This is a genomic window from Bradyrhizobium sp. S3.3.6 (assembly GCF_040546905.1).
GTDB lineage: Bacteria > Pseudomonadota > Alphaproteobacteria > Rhizobiales > Xanthobacteraceae > Bradyrhizobium > Bradyrhizobium cytisi.
Map to the genome: position 1 here is coordinate 249046 of NZ_JBEPOT010000010.1, position 15034 is coordinate 264079.

General features: G+C 64.8%; 13 protein-coding genes and 1 pseudogene. 3 read left to right on the forward strand and 11 right to left on the reverse strand.

The genetic code is table 11. The annotated features are described in order from the left end of the window. Window positions 1-7: 7 nt before the first annotated feature. The 6 genes and pseudogenes from ABID59_RS26730 to ABID59_RS26755 form a co-directional block, all read right to left on the reverse strand. Window positions 8-781, reverse strand: a complete 774-nt coding sequence (locus ABID59_RS26730) for a motility protein A (RefSeq protein WP_148753133.1) — start codon at window positions 779-781, stop codon at window positions 8-10. 213 nt (window positions 782-994) lie between these two features. Beyond that, window positions 995-1819: an SDR family NAD(P)-dependent oxidoreductase gene (locus ABID59_RS26735; RefSeq protein ID WP_354085368.1), complete on the reverse strand. Its 825-nt coding sequence runs from the start codon at window positions 1817-1819 to the stop codon at window positions 995-997. 15 nt (window positions 1820-1834) lie between these two features. Further along, on the reverse strand, window positions 1835-2554 hold the full coding sequence (locus tag ABID59_RS26740; RefSeq protein ID WP_354085369.1) for an RraA family protein: 720 nt from the start codon (window positions 2552-2554) through the stop codon (window positions 1835-1837). 120 nt (window positions 2555-2674) lie between these two features. Then, the gene (locus ABID59_RS26745) at window positions 2675-3556 is read right to left on the reverse strand and encodes a CDP-alcohol phosphatidyltransferase family protein (protein WP_148753181.1); all 882 of its coding nucleotides are present in this window, start codon (window positions 3554-3556) and stop codon (window positions 2675-2677) included. A gap of 87 nt (window positions 3557-3643) precedes the next feature. Continuing rightward, a pseudogene (locus ABID59_RS26750) lies at window positions 3644-4369 on the reverse strand (phosphatidylserine decarboxylase); the annotation flags it as partial. Window positions 4370-4426: 57 nt separating this feature from the next. Further along, window positions 4427-6382: an ABCB family ABC transporter ATP-binding protein/permease gene (locus ABID59_RS26755; protein ID WP_354085370.1), complete on the reverse strand. Its 1956-nt coding sequence runs from the start codon at window positions 6380-6382 to the stop codon at window positions 4427-4429. Window positions 6383-6582: 200 nt separating this feature from the next. On the opposite strand from ABID59_RS26755, the gene ABID59_RS26760 reads away from it, so the two are divergent. Continuing rightward, on the forward strand, window positions 6583-7188 hold the full coding sequence (locus tag ABID59_RS26760; RefSeq protein WP_187435059.1) for an LOG family protein: 606 nt from the start codon (window positions 6583-6585) through the stop codon (window positions 7186-7188). A 3-nt stretch (window positions 7189-7191) separates the two neighbouring features. On the opposite strand, the gene ABID59_RS26765 is transcribed toward ABID59_RS26760, so the two are convergent. The 4 genes from ABID59_RS26765 to cysS form a co-directional block, all read right to left on the reverse strand. Further along, window positions 7192-7569, reverse strand: a complete 378-nt coding sequence (locus ABID59_RS26765; protein WP_354085371.1) for a VOC family protein — start codon at window positions 7567-7569, stop codon at window positions 7192-7194. Between the two features lie 124 nt (window positions 7570-7693). Next, a complete protein-coding gene (gene cimA / locus ABID59_RS26770; protein ID WP_354085372.1) occupies window positions 7694-9292 on the reverse strand; it encodes a citramalate synthase in 1599 nt (532 codons plus the stop codon). Next, window positions 9289-9798, reverse strand: coding sequence for a GNAT family N-acetyltransferase (locus ABID59_RS26775; RefSeq protein WP_354085373.1), 510 nt, complete (start codon window positions 9796-9798; stop codon window positions 9289-9291). The genes cimA and ABID59_RS26775 overlap by 4 nt, the downstream gene beginning before the upstream one ends. Beyond that, complete coding sequence (gene cysS / locus ABID59_RS26780) at window positions 9798-11195, reverse strand: cysteine--tRNA ligase (RefSeq protein ID WP_354085374.1); 1398 nt, start codon at window positions 11193-11195, stop codon at window positions 9798-9800. The genes ABID59_RS26775 and cysS overlap by 1 nt, the downstream gene beginning before the upstream one ends. A gap of 290 nt (window positions 11196-11485) precedes the next feature. On the opposite strand from cysS, the gene ABID59_RS26785 reads away from it, so the two are divergent. Both ABID59_RS26785 and ABID59_RS26790 read left to right on the forward strand, forming a co-directional pair. Then, window positions 11486-11791, forward strand: coding sequence for a hypothetical protein (locus ABID59_RS26785; RefSeq protein ID WP_354085375.1), 306 nt, complete (start codon window positions 11486-11488; stop codon window positions 11789-11791). Window positions 11792-11933: 142 nt separating this feature from the next. Further along, window positions 11934-13118 (forward strand): DUF2865 domain-containing protein, encoded by a 1185-nt coding sequence (locus ABID59_RS26790; protein WP_354085376.1) that lies wholly within the window; start codon window positions 11934-11936, stop codon window positions 13116-13118. A gap of 135 nt (window positions 13119-13253) precedes the next feature. Here the strand turns inward: ABID59_RS26790 and ABID59_RS26795 are convergent, their stop codons facing one another. Then, on the reverse strand, window positions 13254-15011 hold the full coding sequence (locus ABID59_RS26795; protein WP_354085377.1) for an NAD+ synthase: 1758 nt from the start codon (window positions 15009-15011) through the stop codon (window positions 13254-13256). Window positions 15012-15034 lie beyond the last annotated feature (23 nt).

Consider the following 15034-nt stretch of genomic DNA (forward strand, 5'->3'; position numbering starts at 1 on the left):
TCCGGCGTTACGCCGGAACCGGCTCGCCTTCGGCGTGGCGGTGCTTCTCGGGCAGATAGGCCAGAAGCATTTCGCGCACCAAAGTCGGGCTCTTGGAGTCGCGAATCATCAGAATGCCGTCGATGATCAGCGTGCGATTGGTTTCCTCGTCGATCAGCTTGCCATGCAGCTTATCAGCGATCGGCAGGCAGAGCAGGTTCGCTACCAACGCACCATAGAGAGTTGCCAGCAGGGCGGTCGCCATGAACGGGCCGAGCTTCGAGGGATCCGACATGTTCGAAAACATCTGCACCATGCCGATCAGCGTTCCGATCATGCCGAATGCAGGCGCGCAGTCGCCGACGGCGCGGTAGATCTTGCTGCCCTCGTTGAGGTGCAGCAGGAAATTGTCGCGGTCGCGCTCCAGATTATCCCTGATGAAATCGAGATCGTAGCCGTCGGCGACGTAGCGGATGCCCTTGGCGAGGAACGGCTCGTCGGTCTCGACCTTTTCCAGGCCGACCGGGCCCTGCTTGCGCGCGATCTCGGCGATGCGGGCGAGCTCGTCGACGAGATCATGGGCCGACAGACGGCTCATCGTGAAGGCGAACTTGGCGCCAAGCGGCAGGCCGTGCATCAGCGCCGAGAGCGGAAAGCGGATCATGGTCGCTGCGGCCGATCCTCCGAAGATGATGATCATCGCATGATCGCTGATGAACATGTGCAGATCGCCGCCGAGAAACACCATCGTCGCGATGACGATCATGCCCGCCAAGAGGCCGGCGCCCGTCATAATATCCATGGGAGTCTCCAAAGCGAACGCAACAACGGCCGTCCTGGCCGGTGGCGCGGTCCAACCCCGAACCGCATCGGAAACCCTAAAGACCCGCCCTTAAAGCCGCGTAAAGGTTAAGTTCAGCCGATGCGACGGAGCGGCGCGGTGCGCGGAAATGACGGCGGCTTTGCCGTTCTGCGACACCAATCTCAACGTTCTGCTAACCATGAATGAGGCGCGTCAGGACGACAGTCCTGTCAGCTCCAGGCTGAGCGCGCGCAGGCGCCTGCGCGCATCGGCGTCATAGGCCTGCGGATTGGCGCGCGCCTCGTTCATGCCGTTGAAGAACAGGCCGCTCTTGCCCGCGACATCGTCGCCCTGGACCAGATGCAGGATGGCAGCACCACCTTGCTCCACCGTCGACATCGGCGTGATGCCGCCGGCGCGTACCATCGTGGTGTTCATATAGGTCGCCGGATGCAACGAATTCACGGTGATGCCGACGTCCTTGAGCTCGGCCGCGAGATCGATGGTGAACATAATCTGCGACAGCTTGCTCTGCGCATAGGCGCGCGAGCCGCTGTAGCCCTTCGTGATCATGACGTCGTCGAAATCGATCGGATGCTGGCCGAGCGACGCGACATTGACGATGCGCGAAGGTGCTGCAGCCTTCAGCAACGGCAGCAGCAGATGGACGAGCAGAAAGCCCGAGAGATAGTTCACGGCAAAGCGCAGTTCGTGACCGTCGCGGCTCTCCTGACGCTGCGGACCGCCGTTCTGCGAGCCGATGCCGGCATTGCTGACGAAGACGTCGAGACGCTGATGATCGCGCGTCACGGCGTCGGCGAGCGCGCGCGTGCCTGCCATCGACGACAGATCGGTTTGATAGAAGGTCGGCGCAGTGTGGCCGGCCTTCACGATCTCGTCGATCAGTGATTTTGCACGCTCGACACTCCGACCATGGATCAGAACGCGTGCGCCCTCGGCGGCAAGGCGGCTTGCGACATAGCGCCCGACACCATCGGTCGAGCCTGTGATCAGAACCGTCTTGCCGAGCACGTCCATGGAGCTACTCCGAGACTAGTGGATCTCCGCCGAGCGCTTCAGCGCGGCCTTGAGCTTCTCGAGCGAGAAGTCCGGGCTGCGCGCGATCTCGAGGATCGGCGTCTCGCGGCGGCCGCAGAGCTCGGCGGCCTCGGGGAGCTTCGCGGCAATGTCGAGCGGGATCACGATGGCGCCATGCTGGTCGGCGTGGATCAGATCGTCGGACTTCACGGTCATGCCGGCGACGCGCACCTCGCCACCAAAGCTCTCCGCGTGCACCCATGCATGCGACGGGCCGATCGAGCCGGCCAGCGCCTGGAAGCCCGGGGCCCATTGCGGGATGTCGCGGATCGAGCCGTCGGTGACGACGCCGAGGCAACCAAGCGCCTTGTGCACGTTGCTCTGCACCTCGCCCCAGAACGCGCCGTAGCCGACGTCGGGACCGTCGATGTCCTGGATCACCGCGACGCGCGGCCCGTGGCCGGTGCCGACATATTCGTAATATTCGATGCGGCGCTTCGACTGTTCTTCGGCCGGCAGCGACGATTTCAACACCGCGCGGATCGCGACGGTGCGGGCGTAGCCGACGATCGGCGGCAAATCCGGGAACGGGCAGACCAGTTGCTTGGTGGTGTAGCCGATCAGGCGGCGCTCGGGCGCCACGATCTCCATGGCGTTGCAGATCGTCGGCGTGTCGTAGCGGCCCAGCGCTTCGAGGACGGAAGCGGGCAGCGGCCCGGTCGCGGTATTGGTCACGGCGTTATCTCCCAGATTGGCGGCTGATTGACGCGATGCCGCCGGCACAGGGCGATATAGCCGAGATCGGGTCTCAACCCAACTCGGGCGCACTCATGGCAGATATCCGCGCGCGATCGCTCAGTGCAGCCGTCCGGGCCGGTCGTCGTCGTGCGGCGGCTCGGACAGGCTCGCCATTGTCGGCGCCGAGGGCGGCGACGAGACCTCGCTCCCCGCAGGGGCGATGGCTTCCATCGCACGCGCCTGGTCGCGATAGGATTTGTAGCCGAGCGGCAGGCCAAGCAGATAGAGTACCGTGCCGATCGAGAGCACGTGCCAGGGATAGGCGATCACAAGCGCGATGAAGAAGATCACCGCGACGAACGCCGGCAGCACCAGCTCCGGCGGCACGCGCATCCGCTTGGTCTTGCCGGAGAACACCGGCAGGCGCGAGACCATCAGGAAGGCAATCAGGAGCGTATAGGCCGCTGTCACCGCCGCCGGTGCGCGACCGAGATCGAGGAAGGCGACGTAGATCGGCAGCAGCACGGTGATAGCGCCGGCCGGCGCGGGCACGCCGGTGAAAAAATTGGCGGCGAAAGCGGGCTTGTTCGGATCGTCCATGGTGGCGTTGAAGCGCGCGAGCCGCAAGCCGCCGGAGATCGCAAACACCATGGCGGCGATCCAGCCGGCATTGCCGAGCTCGTGCAGCTGCCAGAAGTACAGCATCAGGCCGGGCGCGACGCCGAAATTGACGAAATCGGCAAGGCTGTCGAGCTCGGCACCGAATTTGGACTGCCCCTTGATCAGGCGCGCGACGCGGCCGTCGATGCCGTCGAGCGCGGCCGCGAACACGATGGCGTAGACGGCGAGCGACATACGCCCCTCGATCGACAGCCGGATCGAGGTCAGGCCGGCGCAGATCGCCAGCAGCGTGATGACGTTGGGCACCAGCATCCGCACCGGGATCGGGCGGAACCGCCGGCGGCGAACATCGGGATCTCTGTAGTCGTAGGGCGTCATTGGCGCGTCCTCACCTGCAGGCGAGATATAGCAAGCCATTTCCCCTTCCGCCATTGCGGCGGAAGGCCCCCGACAGCGGCTTCTTGGTTAATTGGCGCGATAGGAGCGGTTCGGGTCGTCTCCGGTGAGATCGGCCAGGATGGTCTCGCCGGCGATCGCCGTCTGCCCTTCCGAGACCAGCGCCTTGGTGCCGACTGGCAGGTAGACGTCGAGCCGCGAGCCGAACCGGATCAGGCCGAACCGCTCACCGGCGCCGACCGCCTGCCCTTCCCTAACGAAGCACACGATGCGCTTGGCGATGAGGCCTGCGATCTGGATCACGCCGATACGGCCCTGCGGCGTCGAGATGACCAGCGAATTGCGCTCATTGTCCTCGCTCGCCTTGTCGAGCTCGGCATTGATGAAGAGGCCCGGCCGATAGGCGATGCGGTCCACCCTGCCCGCGATCGGACTGCGGTTCACATGGCAGTTGAACACGCTCATGAAGACCGAGACGCGCGGCAGCGGACGGTCGCCGAGCCCGAGCTCGGCCGGCGGCAGCGCCATGGTGATCATCGAGACACGGCCATCGGCCGGCGACACCACGAGCCCGTCGCGCACCGGCGTCACGCGCACCGGATCGCGGAAGAACAGCGCGCACCATACGGTGAGGATGGTGCCAATCCAGCCTAGCGGCGACCACAGCCAGAACAGGACGAGGCTTGCCAGCGCAAAGCCGCCGATGAAGGGATAGCCCTCCTTGTGGATCGGCGGGATCTGACGCTGGATCGAATCGAGAATGGACATCGCTATCTGCCGCTCAGGGGTTGATGGCGCGGGTCGTCTCGCGCACCGGGGTTGTTTAGGCCAGAGTTGGGACCGGAGACAAGCTCACTCCGCGGCCGCTTGCGCCGTGAGGGCGTCCTCGACCGCCGGCGGCTCCCGGTTGGGCGCCTCGCTGCTGTCGGCCATCCGGGCCAGTTTCTCGCGTGCAGCCTCGGCTTCGCGCTGCCTGTTCCACATGCTGGCGTAGAGACCGCCCTGCGCGAGCAGGCTGGCATGGGTACCGCGCTCGGCGATGCGGCCCTGGTCCAGCACGATGATCTCGTCGGCACCGACAATGGTCGAGAGCCGGTGGGCGATCACGAGCGAGGTGCGGTTCTTCGCCACCCGGTCGAGCGCGCCCTGGATCTCGTGTTCGGTGTGGGTGTCGAGCGCAGAGGTCGCCTCGTCCAGCACCAGGATCGGCGGCGCCTTCAACACCGTGCGCGCGATCGCGACGCGCTGCTTCTCGCCGCCCGACAGCTTCAGCCCGCGCTCGCCGACCTGGGTCTCGTAACCCATCGGCGCCATGCGAATGAAATGGTCGATCTGCGCCAGCCGCGCCGCCTCCTCGACCTCGGCATCGCCAGCGTCCCAGCGGCCGTAGCGGATGTTGTAGCGGATGGTGTCGTTGAACAGCACCGTATCCTGCGGCACCATGCCGATGGAGGCGCGCAAGCTCGCCTGCGTGACCTCGCGGATGTCCTGGCCGTCGATCAGGATCTTTCCGCCGGAGATGTCGTAGAGGCGGAACAGCAGCCGCGAGATGGTCGACTTGCCGGCACCTGACGGGCCGACGATCGCGACCGTCTTGCCGGCCGGCACCTCGAAGCTGATGCCTTTCAGGATCGGGCGCGCCGGCTCATAGGCAAAGCGCACGTCCTCGAAGCGCACCGTACCGGCGGAGACGACCAACGGCTGCGCGCCGGGCTCATCCTTGATCTCGGCCTCGCGGCCGATCACGCCGAACATCTTCTCGATGTCGATGATCGCCTGCTTGATCTCGCGATAGACCATGCCCATGAAGTTCAGGGGTTGGTAGAGCTGGATCATCATGGCGTTGACCAGCACGAAATCGCCGACCGTGTTGGTGCCGTTGCGCACGCCGATCGCGCACATCAGCATGGTCGCGGTCAGGCCCAGCGTGAAGATCACGGCTTGCCCGGTATTGAGCACGGCCAACGAAGTGTAGGCGTGGACGCTCGACTCCTCGTAGCGCGCCACCGAACGGTCGTAGCGCTGCGCCTCTCGCGCCTCGGCGCTGAAATATTTGACGGTCTCGTAGTTGAGCAGCGAGTCGATCGCCTTGGTGTTCGCCTCGGTGTCGGAATCGTTCATCTTGCGGCGGATGCCGATCCGCCATTCGGTCGCGACGTAGGTGTAATACATGTAGACCGTGACGGTGATCAGGGTTGCGACCACGTAGCGCCAGTCGAACTGCCACAGCAGCACGGCCAGCAGCAGCGAGACCTCGACGATGGTCGGAATCAACTGAAGGATCACCATGCGCACGATGACCTCGATGCCCTCGCGGCCGCGCTCGAGCACGCGCGTCAGGCCGCCGGTCTTGCGCTCGAGATGAAAGCGCAGCGACAGCTCGTGCATGTGGACGAAGGTGATGGTGGCGAGCTTGCGCACCGCGTGCATGGCGACGCGCGCGAAAATGCCGTCGCGCCATTGCGTCAGCACCGCCATCACGATGCGCATGACGCCGTAGCTCGCGGTCAGCAGCAATGGCGAGGCGATCACCCAGAGGTGCCAATTGTCAGGCTGCACCGGCGCGGTGTTAGCGCCGGTCAACGCATCCGTCGCCCATTTGAAGCTGAACGGCACCGTCAACGTGATCAGTTTGGCGGCGAGCAGCAGCACCATCGACCAGACCACCCGCATCTTCAGGTCGACGCGGTCGCCCGGCCAGATGTGGGGCCACAGATGCGCCAGTGTGCCTATCAGGGTGGCCCGCTCCAGCGGTCCGCCTGAGGGATCAGGCACGTCGGGGACGTCTGGCGAATGAGGTGGGCTCATCAAGAAACCTGAAGGCCCGCCGGATGCGGGCGCGTTGCGATTAACTGTTTTCGCTCGTCATATAGAAGCTTCCGGGGGCCAGCGCACCCCGCCAGATGGCGAATCTTCGATTGTTTGTCGCCATTTACCGGTAGATTTGCGGGCGGTCCGAATCACCGATTGGGCTTGACGCCCATTCGCTGCAATGCATCATGGCGCCAATGAGCACGATCAAAACCGTCTGTGTCTATTGCGGCTCCGGTCCCGGAACCAATCCCCACTTCACCGAAGGCGCCAAGGCATTCGGCAAGGCGCTCGCCGAGAGCAACATCCGCCTGGTTTATGGCGGCGGCTCGCTTGGCCTGATGGGCTCGGTCGCGACCTCCGTGCTCGATCACGGCGGCACCGTCACCGGCATCATTCCCGAATTCCTGCGAAAGCGCGAGAATGCGCTGACCCGCGTGCAGGAAATGATCGTCACCCCCGACATGCACGAGCGCAAGCGGCTGATGTTCGAGCGCTCCGACGCCTTCGTGGCGCTGCCGGGCGGCGTCGGCACGCTGGAGGAGCTGGTCGAGCAGCTGACCTGGAAGCAGCTCGGCCGTCACGCCAAGCCGGTGCTGCTCGCCAATTTCGACAATTTCTGGGAGCCGCTGTTCTCGCTGCTGTCGCATATGCGCCAGACCGAGTTCATCCGCGCCGGCCTCTCGGTCGATATCCTCAAGGCCGATCGCGTCGAGGACATCTTGCCGAAGCTGAAGGCCGCCGTGGCACAGCTCGCCGAGGCGGAAAAGCAGCTCGCCCCGGAAGTGGCGCGCAAGCTTTAAGCCTCACTCGCTCGGAAACGTCACCGCCTCGATCCGGTTGCCGTCGGGATCAAGGACGAAGGCTGCGTAGTAGCGCACGCGGTCGTGCGGGCGAATGCCCGGCGCGCCATCCGATGCGCCACCGGTCGCAAGCGCGGCAGCGTGGAATGCATCGACATCGGCCGTTGTCTTCGCCCGCAGGCAGATGTGCACGCCGCTCTCCGGCGGCACAGGCGGCATGGCCTCGCGCAGATTGATCCAGAACTCGGGATAGGCCTTGCCGAAGCCGACCGTGCGCGGCCGCGTGACGATGCGGGTGAGGCCGAGGGCGGCGAGCGTGGCTTCATAGAACTTTGCGGAGCGTTCGAGCTCGCTGACGCCAACGGAGATGTGGTCGATCATTGCTAGCGCTCCCCTCTCTCCTCGTCATTGCGAGCGAAGCGAAGCAATCCAGAGTCTTTCCGCGGTGACAGTCTGGATTGCTTCGCTACGCTCGCAATGACGGCGTTTGTAGCGCCGCCGCGCCCTACGCCGGCGCGCCCGACTTCACGAGCTTGTAGATCACCGAATCCATCAGCGCCTGGAACGAGGCGTCGATGATGTTCGGGGACACGCCGACCGTGGTCCAGCGATCGCCGTTCTCATCCTCGCTCTCGATCAGGACGCGTGTCACCGCACCGGTGCCGCCGTTGAGGATACGCACGCGGTAATCGATCAGCGTCAGGCCCTCAATGTACTTCTGGTATTTTCCGAGATCCTTGCGCAACGCGACGTCGAGCGCGTTCACCGGGCCGTTGCCCTCGGCTGCCGAGATCAGATGCTCGCCTGCAACGTCGACCTTCACCACGGCCAAGGCGACCGTGACGCGCTCACCAAGCGCGTTGTAGCGCTGCTCGACATTGACATCGAACTGCTCGACCTCGAAATATTGCGGCACTTTTCCGAGCGTGCGGCGCGCCAGCAGATCGAACGAGGCGTTGGCGGATTCATAGGCGTAGCCGGCAGCCTCCCGCTCTTTCAATTCCTCGACCAGTCGGGTCAGCTTCGGATCTCGCTTCTCGTAAGCGATACCGGCGCGGTCGAGCTCGGCCATGACGTTGGAGCGGCCGGCCTGGTCGGACACCAGCACCTTGCGGTGATTGCCGACGGTCTCCGGCAACACATGCTCGTAGGTCTGCGGATCCTTCATCACGGCGGAGGCGTGAATGCCGGTCTTGGTGACGAAGGCGCTCTCGCCGACATAGGCGGCATGGCGGTTCGGCACGCGGTTGAGCATGTCGTCGAGCGTACGCGAGACCTTGACCAGCGTTGCAAGCTTTTCCGGCGTGACCGAGATATCGAAGGTGTCGGCGAATTCCCGCTTCAGCTTCAAGGTCGGAATCAGCGAGCAGAGGTTGGCGTTGCCGCAGCGCTCGCCGAGTCCGTTCAGCGTGCCCTGGATCTGCCGCGCCCCGGCGCGCACCGCGGCGAGCGAATTCGCCACCGCCTGCTCGGTGTCGTTATGGGCGTGGATGCCGAGATGGTCGCCGGGGATGTGCTTGGTCACCTCGGTGACGATCGCCTCGATCTCGTTCGGCATGGTGCCGCCGTTGGTGTCGCACAACACCACCCAGCGCGCGCCGGCCTCATAGGCGGCCCTGGCGCAGGCGAGCGCGAAGGTCGAATCTTCCTTGTAGCCGTCGAAAAAGTGCTCGCAGTCGAGCATGACCTCGCGGCCGGCGGCCTTTGCCGCTGCGACGCTGTCGCGGATCGAGGCAAGATTTTCCTCTTTCGTCGTCTCCAGCGCGACGCGTACCTGATACGCCGAGGACTTTGCCACGAAGCAGATCGCGTCCGCCTTCGCGTCCAGGAGCCCGGCGACGCCGGGGTCATTGGAGACCGAGCGGCCTGCCCGCCGCGTCATGCCGAAGGCGGTGAAGCGCGCATGGTTCAGCTTCGGCTTGTTGCCGAAAAATTCGGTGTCGAGCGGATTGGCGCCGGGATAACCGCCCTCGACATAGTCGATGCCGAGCTCGTCGAGCATCGCCGCGATGACCTGCTTGTCGGTCAGCGTGAAGTCGACGCCGTTGGTCTGCGCACCGTCGCGCAGCGTGGTGTCGAACAGATACAGACGCTCCTTGCTCATTGCAGCGCTCCCGATGCGGGTCCGGTGCCGAACGTTTTCTGCATGGTGGTGTTGGCGAGCCACTCGTCGTTGACGGTGATGCTATTGCGCTGCATGGCGATATAACCGCGCTTGGCGAAGAAGCCTTCCGCTGTATCGCTGGCGTCGACCGTCAATTTTTCCGCGCCACGGCCGCCGGCGAGCTTTTCCAGCGCGTCGACCAGCATGGTCGCGATGCCCTGCCGTCCCACGGCTGGATGAACGTAGAGCATACGGATGTGATCCTTGCCGCGCAGCGAGGCGAAGCCGACGGGCGAGCCGTCGAGCGTCGCGATCAGGGTCAGGTCGGCCGCGAGCCGCTTGCCGAACTCCTCGTCCTCCGCCGCCGCCATCCAGGCTTCCTGCTGCGCCTCGCTGTAGTCGTCGCCGGTCAGCTCCTGGATGCTGGCGGCGAAGATCGCGGCCAGCATGGGAACGTCATCAGGCAAAAACGGCCGCAAGCCGGGCTTGGGATGCGCTTGTGCCATCACGCGAGCTCCCAGGTCGTCACCGGCTTGCCGTCGGAATCCTTGCCGTCCTTAATGACGACGCCCTTGGCCGCGAGCTCGTCACGGATGCGATCGGATTCCCTGAAGTCTTTTCGCGCCCGCGCAGCCGTGCGCTCCGCGATCAGGCGATCGATCTCGCCGGCATCGATGCCACTCGCCTGGCGCTTGCGGCCCTCCCATTGCGCCACACTCTCGGACAGGAAGCCGAGCAGACGCAGCGACGCGGAAAGACCGGCCGCATCAGACGAATTGCGCAGACCATGCAGCGCCGCGATCGCCTGCGGCGTATTGAGGTCGTCGAGCAGGGCTTCGACCACGGACGCCGCCGGCTTTGACGGAGCGACGTCAGCGGCAAAGCGATACCAATCGTTGAGCGTCTTGGCGCTCTCCTCCAGCGACTTCATGGTCCAGTCGATCGGCGAGGTGTAGTGCGTCTTCAGCATGTTGAGGCGCAGCACCTCACCCGGCCAGTCCGCGAGCAGCTCGTGGATGGTGATGAAGTTGCCGAGGCTCTTCGACATCTTCTCGCTCTCGACCTGCAGAAAGCCGTTGTGCATCCAGTAGTTCGCCATGCGCTGCTGGTGAAAGGCGCAACAGGTCTGGGCGACCTCGTTCTCGTGATGCGGAAACACGAGATCGATGCCGCCGCCATGGATGTCGAACTGCTCGCCGAGATGCTTCCAGGCCATGGCCGAGCATTCGATGTGCCAGCCCGGACGTCCCTGCGCGGCGATGCCGGCCGGCGACGGCCAGGACGGCTCGCCGGGCTTGGACGGCTTCCACAGCACGAAGTCGGTCGAATCCTTTTTGTAGGGCGCGACCTCGACGCGCGCGCCGGCGATCATTTCGTCAAGCGACCGCTTCGACAGCGCGCCATAGCGCGGCAGCGTGGAATTGGCCGCGTTCATCGCCTGCGGCGAGAACAGCACGTGGTCCTCGGCAGCGTAGGCAAAGCCGCCGGCAATGAGCCTTTCGATGATCTCGCGCATCTCGCCGATATGCTCGGTCGCGCGCGGCTCGACGCTCGGCCGGAGCGCGCCGAGCGCATCGACGTCGGCGTGAAACTGCTTGCCGGTCTGCTCGGTGACCTTGCGGATCGCCTCGTTCAGCGGCAAGCCGGGAAAATCCCGCGCGGCGCGATCGTTGATCTTGTCGTCGACGTCGGTGATGTTGCGGACATACTTCACGTGCGCCTCGCCATAGAGATGGCGGAGCAGCCGAAACAGCACGTCGAACACGATCACCGGCCGCGCATTGCCGATATGGGCGAAGTCGTAGACGGTCGGTCCGCAGACGTACATGCGGACGTTCTCTGGCTTAAGCGGCACGAAGGTGCGCTTCTCCTTCGTCATCGTATCGTAAAGGCGCAATTCCATATGGATACCCGTCGGCTGTTGGCCGGGCGTCCAGTGCTCTCAATGGTTTTGAGAAAAGACGGCTCCAGCCAGCGAATCGCTAGCTCGTAATCTCGCGGCAAATAATGCAGATGGCGAGGAGACCGTTCATGCGGCGACATATGGGCCACGAAGGCGCCTTTCGTCAAGAGAGCCGCGAAAATGCCGCTTTATTTCCGCAATGCGCGGCCGCACCGCCTTGATGGTTCGTCATCCTTAACCTTTTGGGTTTAATTCGGAACCCGGTGGTCCCCCCAGCCCCCGGTGCACCCATGCGATCCCTGCTCGCGCTTGTCTCCTGTGCCTCTCTTCTCGCGGCATCCAGCGCTTTCGCCGAGACCCGCGTCTTCATCATCGCCAACCAGGCCGACGGCTACGGCGTCGACCAGTGCCTGGCCAAGGGCGAGAAGTGCGGCGCGCAGGTCGCCCGCATGTACTGCCAGTCACGGGACTTTGCACAGGCATCAAGCTACCGCCGGGTCGATCCCGACGAAATTACCGGCTCTGTCCCCAAATCCGGCGCAAACTGCTCCCATGGCCATTGCGATGAATATGTCGCAATCACCTGCCAGCGCTGAATTCGCTCGGAGCTGGCGGACCTTAGGACCCGTTTACCGCCCCTGAAACGACGTGACGCTGCCGCAGGAAGCGGCTATTGGAGGGCGCGCTTCGGCCCCCAAATCACATTGAAAAGTCACTTGGGGCCGTGACCTCGCTAGAATGGCGGATATGCCTGAATTTTTGTCCCTGTCCCGTCCCCGCTCCTTCCTTGCCTGCACCGTGCTTCTGAGTGCGATCGTGCTCGCCACTGACGCCTTTGCACAGGCTGGCCCGCCCGGAGCACCGCCGCCTCCGCCCACCCAGGGAGGGCTCGGGCCGAACCCGATGTGCGTGCGGCTCGAAGGACAACTCGCCGCGCTCAACGGTGGGGCGAGCGGCGATCCCGCGCGCGACGACCAGATCCGCCGCTACCAGGATTCCCAGACCCGCCAGCAAGCCGAGCTCGACCGCGTCACCATGCAGGCCAAGCGCATGGGCTGCGATTCCTCTGGCTTCTTCTCGCTGTTCAACGGCCAGTCGGCGCAATGCGGTCCGGTCAACACCCAGATCCAGCAGATGCGTGCCAATCTCGACCAGATCACCGGCAATCTCGAACGCCTGCGCGGCGGCGGTGCCGGCGGCAGCCCTGAGCGCGACAGCCAGCGCCGTTCGGTGCTGATTGCGCTCGCGCAAAACAATTGCGGCCCGCAATACGCCAACGCCGTGCAGTCGCAGGGCGGCAACTTCCTGAGCAATCTGTTCGGCGGCAATAACGCCAACAATCCGCCGGGCGCGCCGCCCTCCGATCTCGGCGGCCCGCAATCCGGCACCTACCGCACCGTCTGCGTGCGCACCTGCGACGGCGCGTATTTCCCGATCTCGTTTGCGACCGTGCCAGCGCGCTTCCCCGATGACGAGAGGACCTGCAAGGCGCTGTGCCCGGCGGCCGAAGCCGCGCTCTACGCCCACCGCAATCCCGGCGAGGACATGAGCTCCGCGGTCTCGATCAGCGGCCAGCCCTACACGGCGCTGCCGACCGCCTTCAAATTCCGCAGCGAGTTCAACCCGTCCTGCTCGTGCAAAGCGGCGGGCCAGACCTGGGCCGATGCGCTGAAATCGGCCGACGACAAGGCGGCCGCCGAGCAGCAGGGTGACATCATCGTCACCGAGGAGAGCGCCAAGAAGATGCAGCAGCGGCAGCTCACCAAGGGCGCGCCGGCGAATGCCAAGAAGGGCGCAGCCGCTGCGCCGACGGTGGCTACACCGGCCGCGACGCCGCCTGCGGACGCGAGCACCGCGACCGCGTCGGAGAACAAGCCGATCCGCTCGGTCGGCCCGAGCTTCCTGCCGCAGCAGCAGAAGTAAGCGGCTCCAAACTCAGTGTCATGCCCCGCGAATGCGGGGCATCCAGTACGCCGCAGCAGCAGTCGGTTTTCGCGATTTCCGCCGCGGAGTACTGGATCATCCGCCTTCGCGGATGATGACAGCGGAATGGATCGCCTACCCCTCGAACGCGTCGATCGACGCCTTGCTGCCGGGCGAGACCAGCGTCTCGTCGGGCGCGGGCAACTTCTCGCCTCTGTCGCGAAAGCGGTTGGTGATGGGATAGCGGCGGTCGCGGCCGAAGTTCTTCCGCGTCACCTTCACGCCGGGGGCGGCCTGGCGGCGCTTGTATTCGGCGACGTTGAGCAGATGGTCGATGCGGGTCACCGTCTCGCGGTCGAAGCCCGCGGCGATGATCTGGTCGAGTGGCTCCTCGCGTTCGACCAGACGCTCCAGGATCGCGTCGAGCACCTCGTAAGCCGGCAGTGAGTCCTGATCGGTCTGGTTCTCACGCAGCTCCGCAGTCGGCGGTCGTGTGATGATATCGGGCGGGATCACCTCGCCCCCCGGTCCGAGCGCGCCGTCCGGTTTCCATGCATTGCGCAGCGCCGCCAATCGAAACACCTGCGTCTTGTAGATGTCCTTGATCGGATTGAAGCCGCCGTTCATGTCGCCATAGAGCGTGGCATAGCCGACCGACATTTCCGACTTGTTGCCCGTCGTCACCACCATCAGCCCAGTCTTGTTGGAGATCGCCATCAGCAGCGTGCCGCGGGTCCGGGCCTGGAGGTTTTCCTCGGTGATATCGGGCGGCAGGTTCTTGAAGATGCCGGACAGAATGGTCTCGAAACCATTCACCGCCTCCGCGATCGGCAACACCTCGTAGCGGATGCCGAGATGGCCGGCGAGCTCGCCCGCATCGGCAATCGAGTGTGCCGCCGTGTAGCGATAAGGCAGCATCACGCCGTGCACCTGGTCGGCGCCGAGTGCGTCGACCGCGATCGCCGCACAGAGTGCGGAATCGATGCCGCCCGAGATGCCGAGCAGCACACCGGGAAAGCCGTTTTTGGTAACGTAGTCGCGCAAGCCCAGCACGCAGGCGGCATAGTCGGCCTTATCGCCCTCGGGCTGCTCCGCGATCGGACCCGTGCAACGCCAATCGCCGCCGTTTCTGATGAAGCGCAACGTCGTGACGTTCTCCTCGAACGCGGGCAGTTGCGCGGCAAGCGAGAAATCGCCATTGAGCGCGAAAGACGCGCCGTCGAACACGAGCTCGTCCTGGCCGCAGACCTGGTTGAGATAGACCAGAGGCAGGCCGCTCTCGGTGACCCGCGCGACCGCCACCGACAGACGCACATCGTTCTTGTCGCGGCCATAGGGCGAGCCGTTCGGGACCAGAATGATCTCGGCGCCGGTCTCGGCCAGCGTCTCGATCACGTTCTCGTAGTCCTCGGACTCTTCCAGCCAGATGTCCTCGCAGATCGCCACGCCGATCCGCACGCCGCGCACGGTGACCGGACCAGCAGCTGGCCCGCGCGCAAACAGCCGCTTCTCGTCGAACACACCGTAATTCGGCAGATTGCATTTGAAGCGCAACGCGGCGATGCGCCCGCCGTCGAGCAGCGCACAGGCATTGTAGAGCTTGCCGTCCTCGACCCAGGGCGTGCCGACCAGCAGCGCCGGGCCGCCGTCGGCGGTCTCGCGCGCTAGCGCTTCGATGACGGAACGGCAGGCGGCCTGGAAGGCCGGCTTCTGCACCAGATCTTCCGGCGGATAACCGGCGATGAACAATTCCGGAAACAGCACCAGATCGGCACCATCGGCGATCGCTCGCTCGCGTGCCGAGCGAACCTTCGCGGCATTGCCATCGATATCGCCCATGGTCGGATTGAGCTGGGCGAGCGTGACCGCGAATGCGTCGAGACGTTCGGTCATGGCCACCGCACTCCAATTTCGTG

What these genes read in the sequence shown, in the direction of transcription:
- cimA (WP_354085372.1), bottom strand. Translation starts at nt 9,292, where the DNA reads ATGAGCAAGGAGCGTCTGTATCTGTTCGACACCACGCTGCGCGACGGT.
- ABID59_RS26790 (WP_354085376.1), top strand. Translation starts at nt 11,934, where the DNA reads ATGGCGGATATGCCTGAATTTTTGTCCCTGTCCCGTCCCCGCTCCTTC.
- ABID59_RS26765 (WP_354085371.1), bottom strand. Translation starts at nt 7,569, where the DNA reads ATGATCGACCACATCTCCGTTGGCGTCAGCGAGCTCGAACGCTCCGCA.
- ABID59_RS26795 (WP_354085377.1), bottom strand. Translation starts at nt 15,011, where the DNA reads ATGACCGAACGTCTCGACGCATTCGCGGTCACGCTCGCCCAGCTCAAT.
- ABID59_RS26745 (WP_148753181.1), bottom strand. Translation starts at nt 3,556, where the DNA reads ATGACGCCCTACGACTACAGAGATCCCGATGTTCGCCGCCGGCGGTTC.
- ABID59_RS26785 (WP_354085375.1), top strand. Translation starts at nt 11,486, where the DNA reads ATGCGATCCCTGCTCGCGCTTGTCTCCTGTGCCTCTCTTCTCGCGGCA.
- ABID59_RS26775 (WP_354085373.1), bottom strand. Translation starts at nt 9,798, where the DNA reads ATGGCACAAGCGCATCCCAAGCCCGGCTTGCGGCCGTTTTTGCCTGAT.
- ABID59_RS26760 (WP_187435059.1), top strand. Translation starts at nt 6,583, where the DNA reads ATGAGCACGATCAAAACCGTCTGTGTCTATTGCGGCTCCGGTCCCGGA.
- ABID59_RS26755 (WP_354085370.1), bottom strand. Translation starts at nt 6,382, where the DNA reads ATGAGCCCACCTCATTCGCCAGACGTCCCCGACGTGCCTGATCCCTCA.
- cysS (WP_354085374.1), bottom strand. Translation starts at nt 11,195, where the DNA reads ATGGAATTGCGCCTTTACGATACGATGACGAAGGAGAAGCGCACCTTC.
- ABID59_RS26730 (WP_148753133.1), bottom strand. Translation starts at nt 781, where the DNA reads ATGGATATTATGACGGGCGCCGGCCTCTTGGCGGGCATGATCGTCATC.
- ABID59_RS26735 (WP_354085368.1), bottom strand. Translation starts at nt 1,819, where the DNA reads ATGGACGTGCTCGGCAAGACGGTTCTGATCACAGGCTCGACCGATGGT.